General features: G+C 30.9%; 33 protein-coding genes and 1 riboswitch. Of the genes, 10 read left to right on the top strand and 23 right to left on the bottom strand.

Annotated elements, in window-relative coordinates; all coding sequences use genetic code 11:
• The first annotated feature begins 263 nt into the window (after window positions 1–263).
• The 3 genes from NGI30_RS09725 (at window position 264) to NGI30_RS09730 (ending at window position 1,215) form a co-directional block, all read left to right on the top strand.
• Complete coding sequence (locus NGI30_RS09725; protein ID WP_251943529.1) at window positions 264–479, top strand: hypothetical protein; 216 nt, start codon at window positions 264–266, stop codon at window positions 477–479.
• A 5-nt stretch (window positions 480–484) separates the two neighbouring features.
• Entirely contained in the window at window positions 485–673 is a 189-nt protein-coding gene (locus NGI30_RS11460) for a DUF1093 domain-containing protein (RefSeq protein WP_353505254.1), read from the top strand.
• 107 nt (window positions 674–780) lie between these two features.
• Window positions 781–1,215, top strand: a complete 435-nt coding sequence (locus NGI30_RS09730; protein WP_251943531.1) for a YxeA family protein — start codon at window positions 781–783, stop codon at window positions 1,213–1,215.
• A gap of 444 nt (window positions 1,216–1,659) precedes the next feature.
• On the opposite strand, the gene NGI30_RS09740 is transcribed toward NGI30_RS09730, so the two are convergent.
• From NGI30_RS09740 to NGI30_RS09755, 4 genes are all read right to left on the bottom strand, one after another.
• Window positions 1,660–2,187, bottom strand: coding sequence for a hypothetical protein (locus tag NGI30_RS09740; protein ID WP_251943533.1), 528 nt, complete (start codon window positions 2,185–2,187; stop codon window positions 1,660–1,662).
• A 20-nt stretch (window positions 2,188–2,207) separates the two neighbouring features.
• A complete protein-coding gene (locus NGI30_RS09745) occupies window positions 2,208–3,173 on the bottom strand; it encodes a hypothetical protein (RefSeq protein WP_251943535.1) in 966 nt (321 codons plus the stop codon).
• Between the two features lie 227 nt (window positions 3,174–3,400).
• Window positions 3,401–3,700, bottom strand: a complete 300-nt coding sequence (locus NGI30_RS09750) for a hypothetical protein (RefSeq protein WP_251943538.1) — start codon at window positions 3,698–3,700, stop codon at window positions 3,401–3,403.
• A gap of 5 nt (window positions 3,701–3,705) precedes the next feature.
• Window positions 3,706–5,154: a hypothetical protein gene (locus NGI30_RS09755; protein WP_251943540.1), complete on the bottom strand. Its 1,449-nt coding sequence runs from the start codon at window positions 5,152–5,154 to the stop codon at window positions 3,706–3,708.
• A gap of 113 nt (window positions 5,155–5,267) precedes the next feature.
• Between NGI30_RS09755 and NGI30_RS09760 the strand changes: the two genes are divergently transcribed.
• Together NGI30_RS09760 and NGI30_RS09765 are read left to right on the top strand one after the other, a co-directional pair.
• On the top strand, window positions 5,268–5,630 hold the full coding sequence (locus tag NGI30_RS09760) for a DUF1433 domain-containing protein (RefSeq protein ID WP_251943542.1): 363 nt from the start codon (window positions 5,268–5,270) through the stop codon (window positions 5,628–5,630).
• A gap of 180 nt (window positions 5,631–5,810) precedes the next feature.
• On the top strand, window positions 5,811–6,245 hold the full coding sequence (locus tag NGI30_RS09765; RefSeq protein WP_251943544.1) for a DUF1433 domain-containing protein: 435 nt from the start codon (window positions 5,811–5,813) through the stop codon (window positions 6,243–6,245).
• 730 nt (window positions 6,246–6,975) lie between these two features.
• Here NGI30_RS09765 and NGI30_RS09770 read toward each other — a convergent pair.
• The 17 genes from NGI30_RS09770 to NGI30_RS09850 all read right to left on the bottom strand — a co-directional run bounded on the left by NGI30_RS09770 (window position 6,976) and on the right by NGI30_RS09850 (window position 16,279).
• Entirely contained in the window at window positions 6,976–7,233 is a 258-nt protein-coding gene (locus NGI30_RS09770) for a hypothetical protein (protein WP_040807072.1), read from the bottom strand.
• Window positions 7,234–7,236: 3 nt separating this feature from the next.
• Window positions 7,237–7,806 carry a terminase small subunit gene (locus NGI30_RS09775; protein ID WP_251943546.1) on the bottom strand — a complete coding sequence of 190 codons (570 nt, stop codon included), beginning with the start codon at window positions 7,804–7,806 and terminating at the stop codon, window positions 7,237–7,239.
• 10 nt (window positions 7,807–7,816) lie between these two features.
• Entirely contained in the window at window positions 7,817–8,146 is a 330-nt protein-coding gene (locus NGI30_RS09780; protein WP_049428722.1) for a sigma factor-like helix-turn-helix DNA-binding protein, read from the bottom strand.
• Window positions 8,143–8,580: an encapsidation protein CP3 gene (locus tag NGI30_RS09785; RefSeq protein WP_251943549.1), complete on the bottom strand. Its 438-nt coding sequence runs from the start codon at window positions 8,578–8,580 to the stop codon at window positions 8,143–8,145. The genes NGI30_RS09780 and NGI30_RS09785 overlap by 4 nt, the downstream gene beginning before the upstream one ends.
• 51 nt (window positions 8,581–8,631) lie before the next feature.
• Window positions 8,632–8,844, bottom strand: a complete 213-nt coding sequence (locus NGI30_RS09790; protein ID WP_251943550.1) for a hypothetical protein — start codon at window positions 8,842–8,844, stop codon at window positions 8,632–8,634.
• Entirely contained in the window at window positions 8,844–9,431 is a 588-nt protein-coding gene (locus NGI30_RS09795; protein ID WP_251943552.1) for a pathogenicity island protein, read from the bottom strand. Before NGI30_RS09795 ends, NGI30_RS09790 begins: the two co-directional genes overlap by 1 nt.
• A 78-nt stretch (window positions 9,432–9,509) precedes the next feature.
• Entirely contained in the window at window positions 9,510–9,842 is a 333-nt protein-coding gene (locus tag NGI30_RS09800; protein WP_251943554.1) for a pathogenicity island protein, read from the bottom strand.
• 361 nt (window positions 9,843–10,203) lie between these two features.
• A complete protein-coding gene (locus NGI30_RS09805; RefSeq protein WP_251943556.1) occupies window positions 10,204–10,788 on the bottom strand; it encodes a hypothetical protein in 585 nt (194 codons plus the stop codon).
• A complete protein-coding gene (locus NGI30_RS09810) occupies window positions 10,785–11,429 on the bottom strand; it encodes a pathogenicity island protein (RefSeq protein WP_251943558.1) in 645 nt (214 codons plus the stop codon). The genes NGI30_RS09805 and NGI30_RS09810 overlap by 4 nt, the downstream gene beginning before the upstream one ends.
• Window positions 11,430–11,433: 4 nt before the next feature.
• Entirely contained in the window at window positions 11,434–11,952 is a 519-nt protein-coding gene (locus tag NGI30_RS09815; RefSeq protein WP_251943561.1) for a GNAT family N-acetyltransferase, read from the bottom strand.
• 388 nt (window positions 11,953–12,340) lie between these two features.
• Window positions 12,341–14,044, bottom strand: coding sequence for a DUF927 domain-containing protein (locus tag NGI30_RS09820; RefSeq protein ID WP_251943563.1), 1,704 nt, complete (start codon window positions 14,042–14,044; stop codon window positions 12,341–12,343).
• Window positions 14,045–14,054: 10 nt separating this feature from the next.
• On the bottom strand, window positions 14,055–14,954 hold the full coding sequence (locus tag NGI30_RS09825; RefSeq protein WP_251943565.1) for a primase alpha helix C-terminal domain-containing protein: 900 nt from the start codon (window positions 14,952–14,954) through the stop codon (window positions 14,055–14,057).
• 135 nt (window positions 14,955–15,089) lie between these two features.
• Complete coding sequence (tscT, locus tag NGI30_RS09830; RefSeq protein WP_251943567.1) at window positions 15,090–15,395, bottom strand: type II toxin-antitoxin system toxin TscT; 306 nt, start codon at window positions 15,393–15,395, stop codon at window positions 15,090–15,092.
• Between the two features lie 60 nt (window positions 15,396–15,455).
• Window positions 15,456–15,674, bottom strand: a complete 219-nt coding sequence (locus tag NGI30_RS09835; RefSeq protein ID WP_251943569.1) for a TscA family type II toxin-antitoxin system antitoxin — start codon at window positions 15,672–15,674, stop codon at window positions 15,456–15,458.
• Window positions 15,664–15,822 (bottom strand): hypothetical protein, encoded by a 159-nt coding sequence (locus tag NGI30_RS09840; RefSeq protein ID WP_251943571.1) that lies wholly within the window; start codon window positions 15,820–15,822, stop codon window positions 15,664–15,666. Before NGI30_RS09840 ends, NGI30_RS09835 begins: the two co-directional genes overlap by 11 nt.
• Window positions 15,823–15,841: 19 nt before the next feature.
• On the bottom strand, window positions 15,842–16,114 hold the full coding sequence (locus tag NGI30_RS09845) for a helix-turn-helix domain containing protein (protein ID WP_251943573.1): 273 nt from the start codon (window positions 16,112–16,114) through the stop codon (window positions 15,842–15,844).
• Between the two features lie 3 nt (window positions 16,115–16,117).
• Entirely contained in the window at window positions 16,118–16,279 is a 162-nt protein-coding gene (locus NGI30_RS09850) for a helix-turn-helix domain-containing protein (protein ID WP_251943576.1), read from the bottom strand.
• Window positions 16,280–16,482: 203 nt separating this feature from the next.
• Here NGI30_RS09850 and NGI30_RS09855 point away from each other — a divergent pair, with 203 nt between their 5' ends.
• Window positions 16,483–17,244, top strand: a complete 762-nt coding sequence (locus NGI30_RS09855) for a helix-turn-helix domain-containing protein (protein WP_070491929.1) — start codon at window positions 16,483–16,485, stop codon at window positions 17,242–17,244.
• Window positions 17,245–17,267: 23 nt separating this feature from the next.
• A complete protein-coding gene (locus NGI30_RS09860) occupies window positions 17,268–18,482 on the top strand; it encodes a tyrosine-type recombinase/integrase (RefSeq protein WP_251943578.1) in 1,215 nt (404 codons plus the stop codon).
• Window positions 18,483–18,576: 94 nt separating this feature from the next.
• Here NGI30_RS09860 and guaA read toward each other — a convergent pair whose 3' ends face one another.
• Together guaA and guaB are read right to left on the bottom strand one after the other, a co-directional pair.
• Window positions 18,577–20,118, bottom strand: a complete 1,542-nt coding sequence (gene guaA / locus NGI30_RS09865) for a glutamine-hydrolyzing GMP synthase (protein WP_251943580.1) — start codon at window positions 20,116–20,118, stop codon at window positions 18,577–18,579.
• Between the two features lie 20 nt (window positions 20,119–20,138).
• Window positions 20,139–21,605 (bottom strand): IMP dehydrogenase, encoded by a 1,467-nt coding sequence (guaB, locus tag NGI30_RS09870; RefSeq protein WP_251521289.1) that lies wholly within the window; start codon window positions 21,603–21,605, stop codon window positions 20,139–20,141.
• A 610-nt stretch (window positions 21,606–22,215) separates the two neighbouring features.
• Window positions 22,216–22,318, bottom strand: a riboswitch (purine riboswitch).
• Window positions 22,319–22,564: 246 nt separating this feature from the next.
• Here guaB and NGI30_RS09875 point away from each other — a divergent pair.
• From NGI30_RS09875 to NGI30_RS09885, 3 genes are all read left to right on the top strand, one after another.
• Window positions 22,565–22,975: a general stress protein gene (locus tag NGI30_RS09875; protein WP_251943582.1), complete on the top strand. Its 411-nt coding sequence runs from the start codon at window positions 22,565–22,567 to the stop codon at window positions 22,973–22,975.
• A gap of 234 nt (window positions 22,976–23,209) precedes the next feature.
• Window positions 23,210–23,872, top strand: a complete 663-nt coding sequence (locus NGI30_RS09880; protein WP_251943584.1) for a hypothetical protein — start codon at window positions 23,210–23,212, stop codon at window positions 23,870–23,872.
• A gap of 132 nt (window positions 23,873–24,004) precedes the next feature.
• Window positions 24,005–24,988, top strand: a complete 984-nt coding sequence (locus NGI30_RS09885) for a coiled-coil domain-containing protein (protein WP_251943586.1) — start codon at window positions 24,005–24,007, stop codon at window positions 24,986–24,988.
• Window positions 24,989–25,062 lie beyond the last annotated feature (74 nt).

The following is a 25,062-nucleotide window of genomic DNA, read 5'->3' on the forward strand; positions in this document are numbered from 1 at the left end:
TTGCACGAAATATTTGTAATTTGTCTTAAAAAATCAAAAGGAGTAAATTCAAATAGAATAAAACTTCAAATCAATTTCACGAACTTAATTACTTGATATCCATTGTAACCTTTAATTAGTCATTTGTATACCATAAATTTTAAAAACAAACGTCCACATGTGACATATTTGTTAGTGCATAGCCAAAAATGTCACATAGAATTGTAGAGCAGTCCCCAAACAAAGTATTAAGCTATAGTTAGTTATTAATTAGGAGGTATAACATGAATAAAAATATAATTATTACAATAAGTTCTATCGTCGTGGTACTCGCATTAATTGTTGGCGGATTATTTGGTTGGAAAGCATATGCGGAAAGTCATACAGATAACGAGAGAATAGTTGATTATGGAATTTTAAATCCATTAATACCAACCAAAGAATATTACGTTAAAACTAAAAACCAGGCAAACCTCAAAAAGATAAGAACACACATTTAAAATCCATTTACAATCAATATGGCGCAGATAAAAATGGTGATCGGAAATTTATTCAGTATAATCCAAATGGTAAAAAACAATTAAAAACAGGCCATTATTTAAAAATCAAAGTAAAATTAGATCGAACAAAAACGTACGAAGAAGTACCAAAAGATAAAGTTCCGAAAAAAGCATTAGAAAAAATTGATAAGTAAGTTAAATAATCAAGTAAAGTAGTATAATAAACTGTATTTGAAGTCCAGGCTTAAAAAGATAAATGACTATTACGTATTATTCTGAAATTAAATAAGGGAGGTATAACATGAATAAAAACAAAAAGGTTACAATAATTACAATAAGTTCTATCGTCGTAGCACTTGCATTAATTTTTGGCGGATTATTTGGTTGGAAAGCATATGCGGAAAGCCATACAGATAACCAAGTTGCAGTTGATTATGGACAACTTAATCCGTTAGTACCTACAAAAGAATATTACGTAAAAACTAAAAAACCAAGTAGATATGACGTACATCATGATTCTAAAGATAAAAGTAAAGTTTATAAAGATGCGGTTTACGTGGAAAACGGAGTAACTAAAGACGGTCACTCCAAAAAAGTTGAATTTGAACCCTTTGGAAAGAATAAATTTAAAACAGGGCATTATTTAAAGATTAAACAAAAATTAAATGAGACTTTAACGTACGAAGAAGTCCCAAAAGATAAAGTTCCGAAAAAAGCATTAGAAAAAATTGATTAAAATAACTATTCCCCTTGAGTTTAACTACTCAAGGGGATTTTTCGCTATAAAAACTCAACATTCTTGTTGAGAAGCTAGGAATTATAGACAGGTCTGATGAACAATTAATATTAATGACCTTTATGTTTTTGTTTTGCTTTATGTCTTTTTATTTGTCTCTTACGCGTTTTATAAGCTTCTTGCCTCGCTTTACGCTTTTTACGCTTTCTTTTTTATTTAATTCTTGTTCTTTAATACCTAATATACATTTTCAATTCACCTTAATAATTAAATGTGAATAGACACCAAAGGGAACCATATAAACTTTGTTATATTTAGGAATATATGAGGTGTTTAATTTATAATGCGGATAACATTAATACTAGTTCTATATTTTTCATCTTCCAAAATATATAAAAAGTTAATAAATAATATTAATTTTTTCTTAGGTCTGAATATTTTCCTTCATTTCTTCTTTTCCTCAAGACGATCCTCAATGTTTTTTAATTTTTCATAAATTTTCTTATCATATTTGATATTATCATTTTTAATAAGCTTTTGAGTTATAATATCGTGTTTTAACGAAACTATAACAAGTAAAACAACTCTAATGAATGAAATAAACAATAAGATTAAGAAAAAGCAATTTAAAATATTAGATTTATATAAGATACCTTCTAACAAAAAGTTTAAAATATATATAAATGAACAAAGTAATCCTATTACTATATATCTAAAAGAAGTTAAATAATTCTTATTACTTAATTTATCTAGACTGCTTCCTTTAGTAAAGGTCGGATACATTAGTACTAAAGTAATATACATACCTATAAATAATGAAGCAACATTCACTATAACATCATTTTTATACTTAATAATTTTTTCAATTAAATTTAAAATAATATTGTCTGGGCCGAAAATAAATATGAGAAGTATATACAATAAAGTGGTAAACACAATGAGATATTTTTCGACATTTGCTAAAATTTTCATATAAATACCTCTTTTTCAAATTATTTTCTGAAATTATAAACCCTTTCGTTAAAATTTAGTACATTAAGAAGTTGAGTTACCTTTCTATTTAATATATTATAATGATTATTTCTATAATCATTTTCAACAGCATCAACTATATATTCCCATGCATCGGCGTCTTCATCTCTATTTATTTCAGAAATGTAATGACCATAGTCACTTAAATTAACTTTTGTTGTTTTACCATTCAGAGGTTTATATCTCACATTAAACTTTGAAAAATTTTCATTTAAGTGGTTTTTTAAAATTAAATCTATAAAAATCATCATTACTTTTTGATCTAAATGATTATTAGATAACCTACCATTACTTATTTTGATATCTACCATATTTCCACCATCATTACGAAGGAAATTATTTATCGTATTTATCAATTCTATAATTGGACTTAGCTCATTATTCTCATCTAGTTTTTCCAACCTATTTAAATCATTTTCTCTACTAAAACTTGCTTCAATCGATTTAATTTCCTCGGCATTTCTTAATTCATCAAGATTAAAGTCCTTTTCGATTGAAAGTAATTTAAGCTCCCAAATTTCTTCTTCATTGTTACTTAAAAATGAAGAAAAATAATGTTCAATCTTAGTTTTTCTTGGTCCAAAGTGATTGTATTCAAACATTAATAATTTATTTACATTGCAATGGTATATAGAAATAGGTTCTATAATATCATTATCTATATTATCTGACCTCTCTGTTCCACGTTCACCTTGTTTTGGTTTTTTATTTCTATATCTCCCCATACATACATAACTATCATTTATATCATCTTTATCTACAAGTTTTCTATATTGAATAATAGAATAATATTCTTCATCAATTTCAACTTCTCTATTTTCTATATTTAAATTAACTATATAATCTATCAGGTTATTGATTGGTGTCGTTGTAGGATTGTCGTTGCAAAATATGATAGGTATATAAAAATTTACTTTTTTAGTCATTCCCCTTAACCTCTTTCATTTCCAATTAATACAATTATACATAAAATTTCGCGCAATAGAAATAGAGGTAATGAAATTCACAACCAGTAACCAGGATACACTGTTATTACTTCAAATTTCTGTTATACTTTATAAATTAGATTGGCAACAGTTTCTGATGCTATAACACGTAATCATTTAATGAAATAACAACACTTTTATTGGTTGGGAACTTATAAAATTACTTCCTAATATACTTCAAATGAATCAACTAAAAATTCAAAATCAGTATTCATTCCAATGTTCTTACTTTTTAATTTTGTTACATTTGTTTGAGCAGCTTCACTTGCTGCACCTTCAAATGTTTCGTTTAACTCTTGTCCAGCATTGTTGATGACTTCAATGATTTGTTGAATATCATTTTTATGTGTTTCTACTTCTGATTTTGCTTGTTCCACCATACTTTCTGTTTCTGATCGCATAGCTTGTTTTAATTGTTCTAGTCTCACCAACTCTTTTTGTTTCATTTCTGCATCTTTAGAACTCATCTATGTCACCCCTCACTAAATAATCCGAATACATCGCTTTCCTCTAAATCTTTATCTTCAAATTTATCTGCTGCATATTCTAGTTTTTCTGCAAATTGCAGTAATGCCTTTTTATTTTGATGTATGTCTTGCGTCACTTGTTCCATTGAATGATTATCATAAAATTCTAAGTTCCCTATAGATCCTCCTTGAGCTAGGCTTTCCATATACTCTGCCAAATCATTCGGACTTATAAATTTATGGGAACCACTCAACAATTCAGACTCATATTTATCTATGATTCGTTGTGAGCTTTTCTTTGTCTCCCTTTCATAGTCTTCAATACTTCTTAATAGATTATCATATTTATGTATTCGATTACGTAAATCACTCACAATAAAACGTACTGTTTCGGTTTGTATCTTTATCTTCTTGCCCGAACCACCAGACCCACCATGTCCTTTTTTAACAGACGCATTTGATTCATCTTTAACACTTTTAGATGATTTACTTGTAGATTTAGTACTATTTTTGGTTTTAGACGCTTTATCGGCTTTAGCTTTTTTATTAAGTTTTTTGATAAAATCACTTATCATTTCATCAAGTCCGGCTGGGTCTTTATCAGTAGAAAGTATATTGAACTGATTATACAATTTATGGATTTTATTAATCACATCTAATTCACTTTTTGACATCTCTTTTGCATTACCATTTTCATCAAAAACATCATAAGTACTCAGAAAATGTTGACCTATATATGGAAATGTTGTTAGAAAATTATTATAATTTGGGGCTGTGACGATATTTGAGCCTATTCTTGGATTTAAAAAGTCTAAATTATTAACAGCATCATCATAATGTCCTACGTTTTTGATTTTCCCCTTATACTTTCCTTTATCAATCTCATTTTGTATTTCATCTGAAAACGCACCATAAGGATTTGGTGCAGCATATGTAGTGGTTTGATCAAAACCATATTTAACAGCGTTATATTGGGCAATAAATGCACCTAGACTATGTGCTCCACCATGAAATTTACTATTAGGATACTTCTTCTTTACTGACCCTGTGAAAGCTACACTTTCGTCTATTTGATTAGGTACACCTTTAAAAAAGAAATCACTTTTATCTGAAGGATTATTATACTTTTCAGTTATAGTAGTTTTATTTAAATCACTGTATCTTTGATTAATTTTATGATTGGATGTGTTATTATAAAAAGGAAGTTGTATATCAGTGAACAAATCTCGTATACTTTTAAAATCTGTTCCTGCATAGCCCATATATATGTTGCTCGTATCTATTTTACTATCAACAACAGGTGAGAATGCGTATGCTTTAAAGCCATTTTCGGTATCATCTCGTTTTTCAATGACTCTATAATTTTTACCTTGAATTTTAATATTATTATTTATTTCTAAATTCCTATAAGACTCCGTTGCTATTTTATGGAAAATTTCATCTGATTGTTTCATGTTTAAAGACTCCTTAAAATAAAATTGAAAGTGGGTAAGCCATGAAAAAAAGCAAAGTAACATTTTACGTAATATTAATAATTGTATCACTATTCATATTAGGAGGCTATATTTTGCATAAAAATGATAAAGATAGATATATCGAAGTTCAAAAAAACAGAATTGATTTATATTTCAAATATAATCTTAAAGAATATCATTCCATAACAATAAATAATGTAGATAAAAACCCAATGGGAGATTATTTTATATCAGGGTATATAAATAATGATAAAAAGTATAAATTTGAAGCGTTGATGTCTTCACTTGATCACTTTCAATTTAATGGTGACATGTCTTATAATCCTCAAATTTTCGGTAAACTATTTAAAAATGAGGATCATAAAGATGAATTAACACCGAATGATATTATTAAGAAAGAAAATTTAAATAAAAAACACTATGAAGCAAAACCACCTCTATTTTGGGGCTTTTAACATCAGAAAAGCACTAACTACTCAACCTAATGAATAATTAGTGCTTTTTATTTTCATCAATTGATGTATAATCTAAAATTTCATAATAATCGTTAATTTTTTCATTCCTTGTGTTATGATGAAATGGAATTTTGATATCTGTTAACAAATCCTTAAGATATCGTTGAAAGTGAGTAAGCAATGAAAAAAAGAAATCTTATATTTTATACAATGATAATAATTGTCTCTCTATTTATATTAGGGAGTTATATTTTACTTAAAAATGAGAAAGATAGATATATCGAAGTTCAAAAAAACAGAATAGATTTATATTTCAAATATAATCTAAATAATTATCAAACTATGAAAATTAATAACTTTAAAAAGAGTCCTATGAAAGGATACTTTATCGATGGCTATATTAATAATAATAAAAATTTAGAGTTCGAAGCCTATATATCAAATTCAGCTCATCATCAGTTTACTGGAGACGTAGGATATGACACAGATGGCGTAGGTAAATTTTTTAAAGAAAGAAATGCTAAAGATAAACTAACACCAAATGATATTATAGAGAAAGAAAACTTAAATAAAAAAGACTACGAAGCAGACCCCCCTCTATTTTGGGGATTTTAACATCAGAAAGCCACTAACTACTCAACCTAATGAATAGTTAGTGCTTTTTATGATCAACATTAATCTTCCATCGGCATATCACCCATAAATACTGATAAACTTATATATATTTGTCAGTATATTGTTCTCTCTCATTATAGATAATATTACACTTTGCTATATTTTATTTCTTTACCTATTCTCCACACTTAACTACAACTTTTTTTAATTGCAGTTTCTTCTTCCACAGCTGCATAAGATAGTAGATGTAGCATTTCATTCCCAGATTGTATGTTAAAATCTATAAACTTTTATTTAATGAAGTTTATATAATTTGCTTTCTTCTTTTAAGCTATTTCACTTGTGACCAAACATGAAGTCTTCCCTTACCTTCAAAGAGCGCTACCAGTTACAATTGCTATTATTTTAATGTTAATCAGTTGGGGTACATATGAACTTTTTGGTAAAACTTATAAATAAATTTGATTAAATTCTATAATTCATATTTCTCTCTTTCTGTAAATACACAAAAAACCCCTTAAGCTAATTAATGCTTAAGGGGTTACCTCATTATATCTTATTATTCCCATTCAATCCTAAATCTGATTTTATGAACATTCATAAGTTTTCAAAACACTATTATATAGGAGTTTATGAGCGTTTTAAAGATTATTTCTTGTTCATACCCTTGCCCTTATTATCAAAATTATGCCCTTTTTTTGCCCTTAAAAGTTATCTTCTATTCGTTTAACTAATCACAAGGATTAATGAATATTCTATCGTCTCCTAATCTGATAGAAGGCACTATGACTCTATCTACACTTCTTCTAACTAATTTTATATTAAAAGGTAAGTGAACACTTGTTTTTTCAGATTCATTCATGTGACAAAATATTCCTTCTTCATCATCAGTCATTAAGTCACAAATCGTAACAATATGTTTGCCTTTGTAGGTTAGTGCTTTATCTATCATGCGATCAACATCTATTTTTACTTGCTCATCTTTCATAGCTTAATCCTCTTCTGGTACATTATCTATGAATATTGGTCTGTCTGGATATTGATTTGAAATATCATCTATTTGCTTTTGGGTTTCTTCATCTTCTTCGTTCCATTCACCAACATTAATGATTACTGGAGTATCACCAGTGAACTCTTTTTTCTCAGTAAATAGCTTATGATACTTTCCGAGCATATCTCTAGCACGTAAACGGTCACTAGGCTTAATAGGTACTTCCACCATTTCTACATGCTCATTATACACGAGGTTCAATCTATCAGTATCGGGGTTGCGTTGAAACTCACCACGTTTAACAACAACCTCACGTATTTCACTCTCATCACCTACTGCTGCATTACTTAGAATATGAAGTAGTTCGTTAGCAGATAGTACACCTTCATCAATTACTTTCTTACGTTGCTCATCAATGTACTTAGCCACTTTTTCATTCTTAAGCAACCTACTACCTTGTACAGTTGCAGTATGAGGACTATAACCAGCCTTAATTGCACTTTGCGTTACATTTAGCGTCTTTAGGTATTCAGATATAAACTTTTCTTGTCTAGGGTTTAAATCACTCATATTATCCCTCCTATAATTTATCTAATAAACCATTCAATAGTTGACGTATTCTTTCTCTACTTAAATTGAATATCTTTGCAATTTCATTCATTGATTTTCCTTCACATAGTAAGAAAAATATGTAGTATTCCCTTCTAGTCCCTACTGTATAAATAAGTTGATCTAGTTCATTAAAGAATACTTGGTTTCCAGTATTCTCATTTAGTACAAAAGGCTCAACTTCATCACTCAATGAAAAGAAATCATCTACATTAGTATCATCATAGCTTACAACATTTGACACTTTCTCTTTGTGATAGTCCATTATAAACTGTTTAATTGCTTGTTTATCGTACATCATGTAGCAACACTTACTTTATGCTTATAAGCGTATAAATCACGTTGTAGGCGTTCTATGAGGCTATAATCTATCGTTGAACCATTAGATTGCATGTAATACATAATTTCCTTTTGTTCACTAGGTGTATATGATTTAATGACTTGTTTTAATTGCTGCATGTTTCTATTCGATTTTGTTTTGAAACGTTTCATTTTTTCTTTTTCACCAATAATATCAATCACTAACTTTTCTAGTGGGTATGATATAGACACAACGCCATGAACATCACTTGTAGTCATATGTGAGATATTTAAGTGATACATCATCTCTATTTGTGTTGTGATGGCCTTAATCTTGGTATTTATAAACTTAGGGTTATATTCTGTTAGCAATGTGTACTCAGATATTTTATTTTCATGATAGATTAGTGGATATTTCACTCTTTTAAGGTTCATGTCTGCACCTCACAAATAAAATGAGCCTATCACTAAGGATAGGCAAGATATTTATTTTTTAACTATGCGATTTTCTTCGGCCATTCTCTTAAGACTTACATCTCTTTGTGACTGTTGAGTTAGTTCATCTTTTCGTAGCTGTTGAATATTTTGAGAAATTTGTTGTTCTACTACATCTAATAATTTATCACGATCTTTCACTGATAAATTTGTTTTTAACATAATATGATTTGATACTTTATCTAAATTATATTTTCTAGCCATTATTTATCACCTCTTAATTGCATTTTATTTCTTATATCAATGAAAGGCAGTTCGTCTCCACCTACATAATTTGAATATCTATTAGGACTGAAATAGTTTCTAATTTCTGCTCTTATTTCTTTATCCTTTTCAAAGTTTTCTTTGTCATAAACTCGAACAAATCTATCAAATTCTATTTCATATTCATCGTTTAATTCTGAAATTTCATTTAAAATTTTGTTATATTCCTCAACGATTGGCTCAAATTTTGCTAATATACGTTCTTTGTCCTTTTTGTACAAATGAGGTAAATCTGCTTGATGTTTAATAAGTTCAATCGCCTTTTTACGTCTAGCTTCATCAAAGACTTCTTTTTTAGTCGATAACCGTTTCTCTAAGGCTTTCAGTTTCTTCTCATTACTATCAAAGGTAGTGTATAGTGCATCAGCCTCATCATCTTGTGAGTTAGCAATTAATTCTTTATATTTTGCTTTATCTTCATTAATTCGTTGAGTAAGTTCCTGACGTTCATTTTCAAGTTTATTGATATTCTCTCTTTGACCTGTCACATATTCATTGTATTCATCAAAGTATTTAGCTGTTTTCAATGATATACCTCGTTTCAGTTATATTTTTTAAAATTATTACTCTTGTGCAATCTCAGCAGCACCACGTACTACATCACCTTAAATATCCATTTTCTTTAATGTCTCATATCGCTTCATACTACCTTCGATATGACGCTTGATACTTCTTAAGGCTAATTCTTTCTGTTCCTCAGATTTAACCATGAAATAACCTCTTGCATCTTTTTTATAGCTATATCCGATTGGATAACCATAATCAACTACTAAACTATTAATCGTATTTCTTAACCATCTGTCGTTGTTTTTATTAAATTCTATGTTTAGTTGGTTAAAAATACTTTGTTTCGTAATAATCTCTTGCTTAGTATTGCGTAACACATTTAATACCTTAATGTGATCGCTCGTTAATTCTTTTTCAATTGTAATTGTCATAAATTATTCCTCTTTTCATCTTTAATGAGGAGGCACTATATAGACAATAACTAAAACCACAACTATTCAATCCTTATTTTTGTCTGATATATAGAAGTCATTTACTTCCTAACACTATTATACTAAATTTACACCTAAATAACAAACAAATGTTCTATTTTTATAAGATTTAAATAACTTCTTAACAATCTCTATATAGTCCGTTATAAAGCTCTTTAAAACCTTTTCACACTAATTCATAAACTTTCAATAACAGAACTAATGTTCTCTTTTGGCTTAAATTAATAATAAAATCATTAACAAAACTTAACGATTACGATTTAAAAAAGCCATGCACCTACTAAGTGCATGACCTATAAATTTATACATATTCTTTTAAATCTCTAATTTGTTTAATATTCATCTTATAAATCGGTTTAGATTTACCATTTACGTTATAAGTATGTTCAATCAGATTTTTAGGTAATTGAGCAATCTCATATGCTCGACTTATCGGCATATCTGCATTAGGCATATCATCAGGCGTTTTCTTAATTCTTTCTAGCACCCATTTATACTTATCATAATTTTTTAAGTTGATACCATTCAACACACAATATAATTTCCATGCTGCAAACTTAAAATGTTCTTCTACCTGTTCTAATTCTAAGCAAATATTAATATACTTAGCTTTGCTGTTATCCCACTTGTAAGGAATAGTTGGTATAATACTTTTATCATAATAAGTAATTGTAGCAACTTCTACACGCTCACATGTTATATATGATTTATTTAAATCTAATGCAACGACCAACGACAATAAGTTACCTACTACATTATCATGATGATCTATCAATACATATTCATTACTATTTAACGTATAATCTTCTTCTTTAAATTTTAAAAATTCTATCAACACATCATCAGTTAGATTTAAGTCTTTAATATCCTTATCAACTAATGTCATTGTTTCACACCTTTATAATAAGAGTGTTTCAATTCATTTAATCGTTCAATTAATACTTTACTATCAACTTCATTAGCCTTCTCATTCTGAATAAACTCAGTAATGATTTTAAGCCCCTCAACTAATTCTGGTGCTGGTTCATTAATCCCTGTAGCTAATTGATACAACATTTCCATATTACCTATAACATCTGCATTACTAGATTGAACGCCTTCAAGTTCATCTATATTGAAATCTCTACTCATGTAGTCGAACATGTCACTATTGTTACTTTCAGCAAAGGTTTCCAGTCCATACATAAAATAATCGTTATCAAACATAAAACTAGCCATCATATCGCTTATAGTGTCATGTGTACCATCATGTAAATCATAACCAGTATAATATCCTTCAATGCTCTCTATAAGTTTCTCAGTATGCTTTTCTGAAGCAATCTCAAAAGTTTTTCTCACTTCACAATCTTTTGTTAATACATGAGCGTACATCTTCCCTTTGCTCATCAGATACACAACATTAAACGGATCATTATATATCTTAAATGCAATTGGCATTTTATGACTACTTTCATGTAGTCCAGTGAAATATCTTAATAATGTTGCTGCTCTTGTTTCAAATTCATTTGCTATGATTTCAACGTTCATATTGTTACGCCTCTTTTCTTTTAATCATCAAATTTTCTTTTGCTCTTCCAAGTTTACCTATGCTTTCAAAACCATATTTTTCAAAATATCTAGTATTAGAAATGGTTTCAGTCCATAAACAAGCCTCAATATTGAGTTTTGTAGAAATTGCCAATATATCTTTTAATAGCATTTTGCCATGTCCTTTTTTAAGTGAATTCAAATTATCTATTTCAATTATCCAAGCACTGTTATAATGCTCAATCAATTTAGGATTGGGCTTTCTGATACTGAACTTAATAGAACCTTTAAAATCCCTTGTAAAGAGGATAATACCCCCGCTATTGATAAATAGATAATGCTTATCACATAAACCGAATACCTGATTGATAAATGATATATGTGGTTCTGTGGGGCTTGTAAACAAGCTCATTAATAAACCACCTTTAAATGCGTCTTGATTCTCTTTGACATGTTTTTTAAATTGTGTATTATTACTCAATATTTTAAATTGCTGATAGTCAATTTCTGTTATGGTTGTCATTTTATGACCTCCTTTTTATAAAAACTGGTTACAGTGGTTACAAATTAATATTCTGAATAATGAAAATATCAATATCATGTCCCCCTTGTGTGTACTTTATGTACGAGTACACCGTTGTAATATTTCACTGTGTACCGTCTGAACCTTGATATGACTAGGTTCATAAAAGATGATACACAGAGTACACACCATTTTTAATACCATGTTATATATTAAAAACATATACGAATAAAAGCGAAAATAACTGTATTCTATATTTATATATAATATACTGTGTACTTCGTGTACTTTGTGTACTACTATCTTAAAAGCATTGATATAATAACGTTTGAACAGTACACATAATTTAAAAAAGGTGGGTACTTACTGTGTACTCGTGTGTACCTTTTTAATATTCTGAATATGGGTTATGTGAATTTGAAAAATCAAATCCCAGTTCTTTGATTACGTCTTGTTTTATTGCATATCCCAAATAACGTTTATTATTATGCTTAACTTGTTTTTGTAATCTATTTTTATCAGTTATCAAATAACCTTTTTCGTTCCATGATTCCATTACTGTTTTTTTCTCGTATTTCAGTTTTTCAGAAACCGTTTCAGTCATAATAGATAAGTAATCACGTTTATATATCGCTTTGACATCTCCATACTTAACATTGGGGTAGCCGTCGCCCTCAATACTGTTACGGTTAGCATCTAAATACTGTAATATCTCTTCAAGTCTTAATTTAGAATTATCGATATTTGAGTTATTCTTCATCATACTGTTATAAGCTTCGTCCATGATTTTAAAATGTTCATGTTCAAACCCATCTATATCATTGAGTATTTCCCCCGTCGTTTGTAATAATGCAAATGCGCTACCTAAGCGTTGCATAACTTCATTGCTACTTTTAGCATTATAATATCGTCTAGCACTTTTAAATGCCTGTTTATAACCCTCTTTATTAGATTGATATTGTTTTATAAATGCCTTACCTAGTGTCCCGTAATTTTCTCTGAATGCTTCATCAAGTGTAATAAAATCAAAGTCCTCAGGATAAGGTTTATCTTGTAACGTAACCACTCTCGCTGAAACGCCACCTTTTCCCTTTCCGATATCTGTAATAGAAACTTCCCCCGTAGATAACATGATATTATGCCAATACGTTTGTTCATTGATTGTTAAATTTCTATTACTTCTTGATTTACTTTCTCCACTAGAAAATGTGTAAGCCGTATCAATTACATTCTTCTCAGACGTATTACGTGTATCGTCTTTAGGCATAGGAAACGAATTTAAAAAGGTCGCTAATGCCATAATGCTATTTTTAGTTGAATCCCAAGTTGTTACTAGGTCAGTTTTTCCCCACACGCTAGAAACTAAATTTAATGTAAAAGTTTTTCCCGTTGATGTACGCCCTGATATTTCAGTAATAAACGGTTGTAAACCAAATTCACGCACTAACACAGAGCCTAATGATGCGTATAACATGACCATTACCATTGGCAAATGTTTTATTTTGCTAAATACTTTATTAGCGTAATCGTTAAGCGTCCCTTTACTCTCAAATGCATTTATTATCTTTTGATATCCTCTATCGTTTGTGTGCAACTTCACATCAAAATTTTTCAATTCTTCCTTATACGGATATATAAAGTAACTTTTAATATGCCCTAACCGTGTTGACACCTTTATTTTTATAGGTGGATTGTAACGCTTATATTCGTTGATATATTCAACCAAATACGCCATCGTTGTTGTCGTTACATCTAACTTATAATTAGATAATTTTAATAGTTGTCGACTATCAGAAATTTGTTCACCACTTACACCTAAATTAACGGGTGTTTTACCGTCATAAAATTTAAGGTTGTAACTTACTTCATTACTTTCTATATCTTCGTATCGTTCAGTAATTTCAGGGATAGTATTGGTAATAAATATTTTTTTATCGGGTTTATCAACTTTTTTACTCGGTATAATTTTATATAATGCCGTACCATACTGATGAGGTTCTAACATGTAGCCTTTAGGGATAATGTTTTGGGTTTCTTTCTTTTCGGTCTCTTCGATGTTTTTTAAAATATCTTCTTTACTTAATTCACTCATAAAAAACCTCCTACTTACTTCTTGTATATTTTTCATATATTGAGTTAAATGTCGTATTAACTCTAGATTCGCTTAAAGGGGGATTATTTAGGTGATTCCACGCACTCACAAGCCCATATACAAGTGTAGGTTCTACATTTCGGCGTAAAAGATAACCTGTTAAAGAGGCTAACGAATTTGTACGATTTCCATCATCTACCCCAAACGCTAAACTTTTCCAATGGGCGGGGTCACGTTTTTTATGTGTATTTGAATAATCCAGTGTAATTGTTTCTTCTGGAGGGTACCTCTGAAAGCATCGCTCTAATTGTTCACGTGTGATAAAAGGGGCGTCATTGATGAACCAGTGAAATGGTAAATTGCTCTGTTTAATCGTAGGTAATGCTGAAAGTTGGATAGGGTTTAAACAATGTTCATCTATAGTCTCATCGATATATCGAGCTAATGCACTAGCATATTGGGTGTATTCTTTTGGTTCTACTATGTCATCTATAGGCACCAACACACGAAAACGTGGCTTTAACCCTTTATCTGTCTCATCTTGTACATCCCTATGTCTGTACGTTGAATGAATGAAATACGCAAAGTGTTTTAATTTACTTTTAATATTGTTTAAAAATGTTTCCATGTCCTCTATATCGTCATAATCTAAAGAAAACACTTCACGATACATAACATATTTTTCTTGTCGTCTATGCGGTAATACCTCGCCCGTTTTTTCATCTACACCTTCAGCAACATCACCATAAATAGCAGCACCATTTTTATATTTATCTGTAGCACTGATTTTAGGTTGTGTAAGAAACGTACACCATTCCGACCACTTCACATTTTTTACATCGTCGGTGCCTTTTGATGTTAAGCTTTTATAAATTAATATGTGAAAATCCCCATCATGTTTAAGATGCATATTTTTAACCTCCAATATCTATTAAAAACAAGCAATAAATGTTATAATAAAGGACGAATAAGCTTATATTATTGCTTGTTTCTTTTTTTTAATAATAGGTTTGGTCCACCCGAACCAAACCCATTACCTTATTTTTTATGCGTTATCTGATTCTGTCGCCAAACTTACATCAGATGACGCTATTTCTATTTCACGGATTTTTTCCATAATGTCGTCAAAATCTCTCATATACATAAGCATTAAATCAATAACCTGTGTGTTTTTGATACGGTGCTCGTGATATTTCCAGCCATGCGTATATATTTCTTTTTTAGTTAACATATGATTAGGTTCATGTGTGAAATACTCATCATCAAACCATACAAAAGATGTTACAACATCATTAATTTTCTCTTGTACTACTTCTAAATCATCAAATAAATTTCTTAATTCCCACTCCATTATTGCTTAACTCCTTAACTAATTTTTTTATTATAAATTTCTTTAGCTTCAATTAAACTTTTAGTTTCCCAATTCATTTTCATTCTCCCATTCAAAATTATTTACTAATATTTCAGAAACTACTTCACATATAAACTGAAGTTGCTGTTCACGATTAAGTGTTTCTTTCCATTCTTGGTTGCCTTCTTCTACTCTGTGAGTGTATTCTGTACGTTTATCTTTTACTGCATAATCAAGTGTTTTATAAATACTTTTTATTACTTCAATATTATTCTTCATTTACTGCTCCTAAATTTTCTTCAATATTTAACGCTGCGATCAAACTACCTAACATGTGAATTGCGAAAGCCACATGTATTCCTATTAACCAACCACTAAGGAGTGAGATTACTGAAATTAATATTAATTTGAATATAAATTTAGCCATTTTAACACCTCCAACGTTTTTATAAATATTTTTTGTGTTTTGCTTTTAAATACTTTTCAAACTGTTCTACGTTCACAAGTGTTAGTGTGCTGCTAATGTCAATATACATATCTTCAATACCTAAATTGTCATCTTCATAAGACTTTAAAAGTCGGTAGAAAGTTGAGTAACTAATATTGAAGATTTCACTGATTAATTTCGGCTTTGCGTATTTAACTGGGAATACGATTTGCTTTTCTTCAAGTGCAGTATTCTGTTTAGTTGGTAAATCTTGCAGCTTTACATGTGGCATAGTTTAGACCTCCTCTTTTTCTAATGTGTCTAGTAACTTTTCTTTATTGATAAGAAGCTTGCCACCAATTTTGGTATGTGGAATTACATTTTTTTGAATAAGTTTATATGTGTGTCTCTCACTCATTCTTATCAATTCAGCTGTTTCCTTAACAGTAAGATACATATAATCACCTCGCTTATAGTCCATATACAATACTTAAATTGTATATTTGTATTATATGCAGTACTATGAAAACTGTCAATATGTTTGTCTTATTTTTATTTTTCGTACTGTATTTAATACATTTTTAATTTAGAGTACTTCTTATATGTCTTTTTTAGTTCTCATAGACTTATAAAGATGGTATATTTATTTTGGTGATTATTATGATAAAATTTAACTTAAAAAAATTATTAGATGAAAAAGATTACTCTATTACTAAGTTACATTCCGAAACTGGAATTTCTAGAAATTCATTAACCTTATTAGCAAATGGAAAAAGTCAAGGCGTTCAATTTGAAACTCTAGAAAAGATAGCTATTGCTTTAAATGTAGAAATTAGTGATTTATTCATAAGATCGTTTGACGTTCTTCAATTCCAAATAATTACTAAAGAAATTAAAGATGTAAACGAAATACCTCAATATGAAAGTGAACTAGGAAAAGGCATTAGAGATATAAATAGAAATCGTTTTAAAGAAAATGAATTAAATACTTTAAAATGTCGTTTAGTTATTGATGATAAGGAAAGAATATTCTATTTTCCTTATCGTTTAATAGTTAAGTTTAATCCTGTCCCTAGCTTTGATATTGAAATAGATATAAAAAGATACGATATAGAAAAAAACTTCCAATTTTTATATAACGAATTTTTTTATTTAGACTATTTAATAAATTACTACTTTACTAATTCCATAATGAAATTTGAGGAAAATTTTATAAAAAAGATGGTTGAAGAATATAATTTAAACGCTTATATATTAAAATTTCGTGAAGATTTAAAGAAAGAGAGAGATTATCAAGTTATTAGTTTAACTAAAAAATTAAGAACGAATAAAAAGAGTTTAAATGATTTTATTGATAAATTTAACAGAAATTATTCTTATAAAGTTACTATTGATGATGGTATAATTTTAAATTCTAAATAAAATAGAATTGGAGGATCATTCACATGTGGCATGAGAAATTTACTAATAAACATGGTGAAACTAAATATCGCTATTATGAGAAGTATAAAGACCCTCTCACAAACAAATGGCGACGTGTTAGCGTGGTGCTTAATAAGAATGGTAAGCAGTCACAAAAAGAGGCTCAGAAACGCTTAAATGAGCGTATAGAGGCAAAGGTAAATGACAAGACACCTACTACACTTAAGTCACTAACTTTCCATGCTGCATGTGATGAGTGGTTTGAACATTATAAATTAACATCTGGATCTAAACAGTCAACTATTACTACTAAAAGCTATAAGGTTGCTCACATCAAAAGAAATATAGACAAAGATATTCTTGTTCAAAATATGAATGCTAAAGTTATACAAGATTTAATTAACTCATCATTAAAAGATGGACTAAGCCATAAAGTAGTTAAAGACGATTTAAGTATCATCAAAAATATACTTCGATATACTCAAAAGAAATATAACATCACTGATATATCGTACATAGATGATGTTGTTATGCCTAAAAAAGCGACTACAAGAGAAGAAGTTAAAGCTAAACGTGAGAATTATTTAGAAATGACTGAAATTCTGGCTATTGCTGAAGAATTAAAACGCATAGCAAATAAAAAGCGTGCTAGTTATATGAAAAGATCATACTTATTTACTGCTTACATAGTTGAATTTCAAGCATTAAATGGCATGCGTATTGGTGAACTATTAGCAATTCAACCCGATAATATTGATTTTGAAAATAAGAAACTTCTCATTGATGGCACTATACACTGGCACAAAGATGGTAACAAAATAGGTTTCAAAGATACTACAAAAACAGCATCATCATATCGTACTATATCTTTAACTACTAGAAGTTGTGATATTTTGCGTAAGGTTATGTTGGAAAATAAGAGAGCGATACAATGGGAAAACATGTATGTTGATAGAGGTTTTATATTTACAAGTCATAGAGGTAACCCTCTACCTCTCACATCAATAAACAGAAATATACAAATAGCTACACAAAATATAGGGATAAAAAAGCATGTGACAAGTCACAGTATGCGTCACAGTCACATATCATTATTATCGCAATTAGGTGTATCTCTTAAAGCTATAATGGAGCGTGTAGGTCACACAGACCATAAAACAACATTAGAAATATATAGCCACGTCACCGAGCAAATGGATAAAGATATGATGAATAAATTAGAAAAAGTTGGAAATTAATTTAATATGCCCTTTTTCTGCCCTTTTTTAATTTAAAAATCATAAAAAACAACCTCTTAAGCCTATGCCTAAGAGGTTTCTTCATTTTATGTTATTATTCCCATTCTATTGTACTTGGTGGTTTTGAAGTGACATCATAGACAACGCGGTTAACGTGGTCGACTTCGTTAACGATTCGGCTTGAGATCTTTTGTAAGACATCCCAATCGATGCGTGCAAAGTCACTTGTCATACCATCTATTGATGTTACTGCACGGATGCCGACTGTATGATCATACGTACGGTAATCACCCATAACACCTACAGATTGGATACCTGGTAATACAGTGAAGTATTGCCAAATATCACGTTCTAGTCCTTCTTCACGAATCACTTCTCTTAAAATTGCATCTGATTCACGTACAATTTCTAGTTTATCTTCTGTAATTTCACCTAATACACGGATTCCTAAACCGGGTCCTGGGAACGGTTGTCTCCATACGAGATGTTCAGGGATACCTAATTCAATACCTAGTTCACGAACTTCGTCTTTAAATAAAGTATTGATTGGTTCGATTAATTGGAATTCCATATCCTCAGGTAAGCCACCTACATTGTGGTGTGACTTAATTGTTTGTGCTGTTTTTGTACCTGATTCGATTACATCAGTATAAAGCGTACCTTGTGCTAAGAAATCTACGCCTTTAAGTTTTGATGCTTCATCATCAAATACATACACGAACTCATTTCCGATAATTTTACGTTTTTGTTCTGGATCTGACACGCCTTCTAGTTTATTCATGAAACGTTCTTGTGCGTTGACACGAATGATATTCATGTTAAAGCCTTCACCAAATTGTTCCATGACCATGTCGCCTTCACCTTTACGTAACAATCCATGATCAACAAAGATACATGTCAGTTGATCTCCAATAGCTTTGTGTAGTAATACCGCAACTACTGAAGAATCAACGCCACCACTCATAGCACATAGCACACGACGATTGCCAACTTGTTCACGTATCTTTTCAATTTCAATTTCGATGAAGTTTTCCATTGACCATTCGCCTGTACACTCACAAACACGACGAACGAAATTTCTCAATAAATCATTACCGAATTCCGTATGTCTTACTTCTGGATGGAATTGCACGCCGTAAATACGACGAGATTTATCTTCAATTGCTGCGTAATTTGTGCTAGGGCTATCTGCAATCACTTCGAAACCTTCAGGTATTTCGATGACTTTGTCCGAATGACTCATCCATACGTTTTGCTCCTCAGGTAAGCCGAAGAATAGTTCGTCAGTCTTCGCATTAATCTTCGCTTTACCGTATTCACGTTCTTCTGCACGTTCAACTTTACCACCTAGTAATTTCGTCGTAAGTTGCATACCATAACAAATACCTAAGATTGGAATACCTAAGTTATAAATTTCTGGATCTATTGAAAATGAATTCTCTTCATAAACTGAGTTCGGTCCACCTGATAGGATAATACCTTTTGGATTTAAGCGTTTGATTTCATCAATACTAATTTCATGATCATGTAACTCACTATATACGCCCATTTCACGTATACGTCGTGTAATTAATTGGTTGTATTGGCTACCAAAATCTAAAACAAGAATCAACTCTTGCGCTTTCGCCATTTCCATAACTGTAAATCTCCTTTAATTTAGAATGAATAGTTTGGTGATTCTTTAGTAATTTGGACATCGTGTGGATGACTTTCTGCTAATCCAGCTGGTCCCATACGTGTAAATTGTGCTTCTTCTCTTAATGCTTCTAAATTTCTAGAGCCTGTATAACCCATTCCTGAGCGAACACCGCCCATTAATTGATAAATTGTATCTTGTAGCACACCTTTATATGCGATACGGCCTTCAATACCTTCAGGAACGAATTTTTTAGGGGCTTTATCTTCTTGGAAATAACGATCGTTTGAACCACTTTCCATAGCACCAAGTGATCCCATACCACGGTAAACTTTATATTGTCTACCTTGGAATATTTCAGTAGCGCCTGGGCTTTCTTCTGTACCTGCAAGTAAACTACCTAACATTACAGCATGTCCGCCTGCTGCTAAGGCTTTGATGATATCACCTGAGAATTTAATACCACCATCAGCGATAATCGCTTTACCATGTTTACGTGCTTCTGTCGCACAATCATATACCGCAGTGATTTGTGGTACACCTACACCTGCTACAACACGTGTTGTACAAATTGAACCTGGTCCAATACCAACTTTAACAACATCAGCGCCTGCTTCGAATAGCGCTTTAGTACCTTCGCTTGTGGCAACGTTACCTGCTATAACTGTCACTTGTGGGAATTTCTCTTTAATGTGTTTAACTTGTTTGATAACACCTTGTGAGTGTCCGTGTGCAGTATCAATAACTAACGCATCAACGCCCGCTTCAACTAACTTTTCCGCTCTGATATCAGTGTCTTTCGCGATACCAATAGCTGCTGCAACTAATAATCTACCTTGATCGTCTTTAGCTGAATGAGGGAATTCAAGGACTTTCTCAATATCTTTGATTGTGATTAATCCTTCTAAACGACCATTTTCAACAAGTGGTAGCTTTTCAATCTTATGATCTTGTAATAATGATTCGGCTTCTTTCAACGTTGTACCTACTGGAGCAGTCACTAAGTTCTCTTTAGTCATTACGTCTGAAATTTTAATTGAGAAGTCTTCAATAAATCTTAAGTCACGGTTTGTAATGATACCTACAAACTCTCTGCTGTCCATATCTTTTACAATTGGCACACCAGAAATACGATATTTACCCATGAGTGCTTCCGCTTCATAAACACTTTCTTCTGGCGTAAGGAAAAATGGATTAGTGATAACGCCATTCTCTGAACGTTTAACCTTTTGAACTTCATCAGCTTGGTCTTCAATGTTCATATTCTTATGGATAACACCTAAGCCACCCTGTCTTGCCATTGCGATTGCCATTTTTGATTCAGTAACTGTATCCATACCTGCAGATAATACTGGTATGTTTAATTTCACTTTGTCTGAAAGTTGTACACTTAAATCCACTTCTTTAGGTAGTACATCTGACTCTGCTGGCATAAGTAACACGTCGTCAAACGTTAATGACTCTTTTTCGAATTTGTTTTCCCACATAACGTTTATAGCCTCCTATGATTTGTTTTAAGATTTACTCATAATATACAGCTGTTGTTGACACTTCTTATCAAATTCTGAAACTCAAAATAACAAATCTTCATGCTCGTGTTTCAAATCAACGAACTATTTAGCCCTTTTACATTGAAATACTTAGATACTTTCATCATACCCGTTTAACACTTGGTGATACAACATTCTTGGACAAATTATTTTGAATTTAGAATTTAATATTATCTATTATTCTAACACCATATACGATTACCATGGCAAGCACTTTGAAGAGGAAAGTTGAAACATACGAAGATTTCGCTTTAGAAATGCAATAACGCAATTTCTTTGTTGACCGATTCAATATGTTTCTCACCTATCTTTAAATGCTATCCCGTATAAATGATATAAAAAAATCCTCAAACTACTAGAGTTTCAGGACAATATGAGTGAACATTCAATACATTTGAAATAAACTACTAAAATAACCGTTGAACCTCATGAGACACAACGCTAGTTATTTTAAAATTCCATATATTTCAAAGAAACAATTTAAAAGCTATCCAAAAATAATCTTTAATCTTAATAGATATTAAAGTTGGATTCCAATAAAGTTATGGGTATTGTAATGATCACTCATAGTCATATCGTTTATGGCGACATGGTAGAAACTTCTAAAGCCGTATTCTTTAGATTATATGAGTTAGATAAATTATTTAATGATGATAGCAGACTTTAGCGTTATTTTCAACAGCGTGAACTTTAAATCACTACATTTTAATAAACCATTGAAATAGATCTCAATTGAAAGTTTGCAACACTAAAAGTTGATTTTATAGTTTTGAAAGCATTTACATCGAGATTGTCATCTAATTAAATCGGTTATATAATAAAGTTGTCATCGTTTTATCTACTATGAACAGGGTAAATATTAAATAAAGACAGTATATCGGACGGAGGGACACACTATGGAAGATTTAACAGTGGTAAACAGTAAAAAAGAAGTATTATCAACACTTAACGAAAAGCTTTCACAAGGCTATAAAGAGTCTGAATTGTCTGTGCTAAGTAAAGAAAAACTTCACTTTGATGAACTTCATGATTCAGAAGTGAATTTAACAGTAACAAGTGGCTCTTTCAGTGATAGAATCGCTCGCATTTTAACAGGTGAAGACGGCGAATCAATGGTCTTATCTTATTATGATATTCCAGATGATGATAAAGAACGTTACAAACAAGCAATTCTAGACGGTAAATATATTGTGGCTACAAAAAAAGACGATACTTCTCATAAAGAAGTAGAAGATTATAATGCAGCTTATATCCATGAAAAACCTAAAGGCCATTATGCTTCAGAATCAAAAGGACCTAAGTCTTGAACAGATCCAGGCTTAACACCTTAATTCAATTAAGCCACCACACAAAGCTATAATTTTAATAAATTTTCAGAGGTTGAGACATTAGCGTGTTCTCGGCCTCTTTTTACTATATAATTATAAGCTAAAGATTTTTGAACATCGCAATAAATTATTTTTCATAATTTTTTTAATAATTATTTACGTATTAATAATTGAATATGTTACAATATAGCCAATTATTTCGGGGGTGTATGCATGGAATTTAAGATTGTTACTTCAATTGAAGATCCACTATTTGATTCAGCATTAGACTTATATGATGGTAAATTCGATATTTCGTTAAAAGAAAGTAAGCAAATTTTCAAGCAATCATTAAAAAATGAACACACAAAGGACGACTATATCTTCCTAGTAGGTATAGAAGAGGATAAACCTGTCAGTATTGCTACAGCACATTATGAGGCCACAACTAATTCTGCTTTTTTAATCTATTTGATTGCACTGGATGTACCGAATCATGATGAGATTATCACACAGTCGTTAAATGAAATAGAAAGTGAAATTAATCAACTATCTAATCAACTTCATTCCCACGATGTAAACTTTATTATGATGGAAGTACCTAAAGAGCCAGATGAGATTTCTGAAGACTATATTCCATTTTTAGACCACCGTCGTCAATTCCTCTTTGAACACGGGTTTGAAAAACAAAATGAGTTAGAATATTTAGCCCCTAGTTTAGAAGGATATCAAGACGGTATCCCAATGGATTTGTTTATTAAGTCTAGAATTGAACTCAGTAAAGATATCTTCGGCCCGAGTATTAAATCGAATTACATTTTAAAATATGTGTTTGCAAATAAGATATCTAGAAGTATCATTTACCCTCTACTTGAAGAGATGGGCTTGCGTAAATGATTGTTAAATCGACTTGAAATCACTATTCAAACAGGTTAAACTATCATAGAGGTAAGACTGACGCGTCACTGACCGAAGACAAACGTCAGTATACATATTTTTATAAATTAATTAATGAAAGGACTTATTTCTATGTTAACCAAAGAATTTGCGCAACGTGTGGAGCTAAGTGAAAAACAAGTCCGTAAAATCGTTCAACATTTAGAGGAACGCGGCTACCAACTTAGCAAGACCGAATACCGCGGCCGTGCAGCAACTGATTTCCAAGAGGAAGATATCGAATTATTCAAAGATATCGCAGAGAAAGTGAAACAAACAAATAGTTACGATTTGGCTTTTGAAGAGTTGGAAAAGGAAAAAGACTTTTTACAAGTTCTCGTTAAAGAAGAAGGTAGTCAATTACCAAGTGATCAACACGTAGGACAATTAGTTGAAGATTTACGTAACGAAATCAACAAAATGCGTGAAGAGCGTCAAATGTTAGGACAAATGATTACCCAAGTCCATCAACAACAAGCTGAATTACAAAAGATGCAAAATCAAATCACTTCTAAGTTAGACGCCAATACTGAGTCACTTAAAGCTATCCAATCCTCAACAGATAAGATTAAATCAACGCAAGATACAATTAAAGATTCACAGAAAGAACAAGTTGAATTTGCTAAGAAACAAGCTGAAACATCAAAAGAAGATAACAAAACACAAGCAAATCCAAACAACGCATCTGGTCAATCTTCAGTGAATGCTCAAAGTGCTACTCAAAAGCAAGCACCACAACAACCAACAACACAAACTGCCAAAGAAGATTCACAATCTAAACAATCAACTCAAGCAAATACAGACAACAAAGAAATTACACAAGTTGGTGCACAACCACAATCAACAACTGCAACATCAAGCACCGACACAACAAAAGCAACAGATAATCAAGCTTCTAAACAAACAGATGATCAATCAACTCAGCATTCTACAAATGCTACATCATCTGCAAAACCAAGTGAGGAACAAATGACACAACCGAGCCATAACACAACACAATCACAATCCTCACCACTTTCAAAAGAAGAACCTAAAGAAGAACGCAAAGGATTTTTCGCACGTCTCTTCAACCTATAAAATGTTATAAGTTTATACATCAGACATGTTTCATCGATACTTTCGTTGAAACATGTCTTTTTTTACCATTATTT

It is taken from the genome of Staphylococcus sp. Marseille-Q5304 (assembly GCF_943737015.1).
Classification (GTDB): Bacteria; Bacillota; Bacilli; order Staphylococcales; family Staphylococcaceae; genus Staphylococcus; species Staphylococcus hsinchuensis.